The 1,934-nt window shown below is 74.5% G+C and carries 1 protein-coding gene; it reads left to right on the forward strand.

The genetic code is table 11. From position 1 onward, the window contains the following. Positions 1-163: 163 nt before the first annotated feature. Complete coding sequence (locus I4I78_RS32180) at positions 164-1,570, forward strand: NAD-dependent malic enzyme (protein WP_218615278.1); 1,407 nt, start codon at positions 164-166, stop codon at positions 1,568-1,570. Positions 1,571-1,934 lie beyond the last annotated feature (364 nt).

Raw genomic sequence — 1,934 nt, forward strand, 5'->3', positions numbered from 1 at the left:
GGTACCCGTGTGGGGCCGGCGGGAACCGCCGGCCATCGTCGGTCGTCGCGGCCGTCGCCGCAGCGCGGCGGTGCGAGGCCCCGCACACGGTCGCCGACGTCACCCGTGCCCCGGCCCACGACCGCGTTCGCGGAACCCGGCGGGGCCGGTAGGGTCCTCGCCCGTGCCCATTCCCGGTCCCGGTTACGCCATCACCGCCCGCGTCGACGCCCCCGCCACGTCCACATCGGCGGGTGACCTGACCGCCGCGGTGGGCCTCGTCGGCGGCGTCGTCACCGCGTTCGACGTCGTGGAGGCGAAGACCGACTCGATCGTCGTCGACCTCAGCGCCAACGCGCGCAACACGGAGCACGTCGAGGAGATCAAGGACGCGATCGACGCCCTGGAGGGCTTCTCCGTCCGCAAGGTCTCCGACCGGACGTTCCTGCTGCACCTCGGCGGCAAGATCGAGGTCCGCTCGAAGGTCAGCCTGCGCACCCGCGACGACCTGTCCCGGGCCTACACGCCGGGCGTCGCGCGGGTCAGCCGGGCGATCGCGGCCAACCCCGAGGACGCGCGCCGCCTGACGATCAAGCGCAACACGGTCGCCGTGGTCACCGACGGGTCGGCCGTGCTCGGGCTGGGCAACATCGGCGCGGCCGCCGCGATGCCGGTGATGGAGGGCAAGGCGGCGCTGTTCAAGCAGTTCGCCGGCGTCGACGCCTGGCCGGTCTGCCTGGACACCCAGGACACCGAGGAGATCATCCGGACGGTCCAGATCCTCGCGCCCGGCTACGGCGGGATCAACCTGGAGGACATCGCCGCACCGCGCTGCTTCGAGATCGAGCGACGCCTGCGCGAGATGCTCGACATCCCGGTGTTCCACGACGACCAGCACGGCACGGCCGTCGTCGTGCTGGGAGCGCTGCGCAACGCACTGCGCGTGGTCGGCAAGCGGTTCGCCGACGTCAAGGTCGTGGTCTGCGGGGTCGGCGCGGCCGGCTCGGCGGTCATCCGGCTCCTCGGTTCGGAGAAGACCGCGGACGTGATCGCGGTCGACGTCGACGGCATCGTGCACCCGGACCGCCCCGGCATGGACGAGAACCTGGCGTCCATCGCGGCACAGACGAACAAGGGCGGGAAGACCGGTTCGCTGGCCGACGCCCTGGTCGGCGCCGACGTGTTCGTGGGCGTCTCGGCGCCGAACCTGTTCGGGGCGGACGAGCTCGCCACCATGGCCGAGAAGTCCATCGTGTTCGCGCTGGCCAACCCGGACCCCGAGGTCGACCCGTCGGTGGCCCAGCAGCACGCCGCCGTCGTCGCCACCGGGCGTTCGGACTACCCGAACCAGATCAACAACGTGCTCGCGTTCCCCGGCGTGTTCCGCGGCCTGCTCGACGCGCAGGCGCACGACATCACCGACGCGATGATGCTCGCCGCCTCGGCCGCGATCGCCGACGTGGTGGCGGAGCCGAACCCGTCGTTCATCGTGCCCAGCGTGTTCGACACGACCGTCGCCCCGGCCGTCGCCGAGGCCCTGCGCACCGCGGCCGGCAAGCAGGCCCGCAAGGGTGAGGTCGAGGCGGGCTGACCTCCGGCCCGGGCCTGCACTCTGCCCCGGCCCGCAGCCCGGCCGGGGGCCGGGTCCGCGCCGCGGGCCGGGAGCACCATCGCCGAGGCGACGACGGCGGCGAGCAGCGCCGTGCCGACGGCGACCCGCCTCGGTCCCCGCACGGGTGCGGGCTCCCGCGTCCCCCGCACGGGTGCGGGCTCAGGTGTCCCCTGCACGGGTGCGGGCTCTCGCGTCGGCCGCCCGGCGGCGTCGACGAACGCGCGGGCCGCGTCGTCGACCCGGCCGAGGTCCGGCGGGGCGCCGCCCAGGACCGTCCGGAGACGGTCGGCGGCCGCGCCGGTCCCGGCCGTCTCGACCGTGACGGCGACCGGCCGGTGCAGCC

The sequence above is a fragment of the Pseudonocardia sp. KRD291 genome (assembly GCF_019263595.1).
Lineage (GTDB): Bacteria > Actinomycetota > Actinomycetes > Mycobacteriales > Pseudonocardiaceae > Pseudonocardia.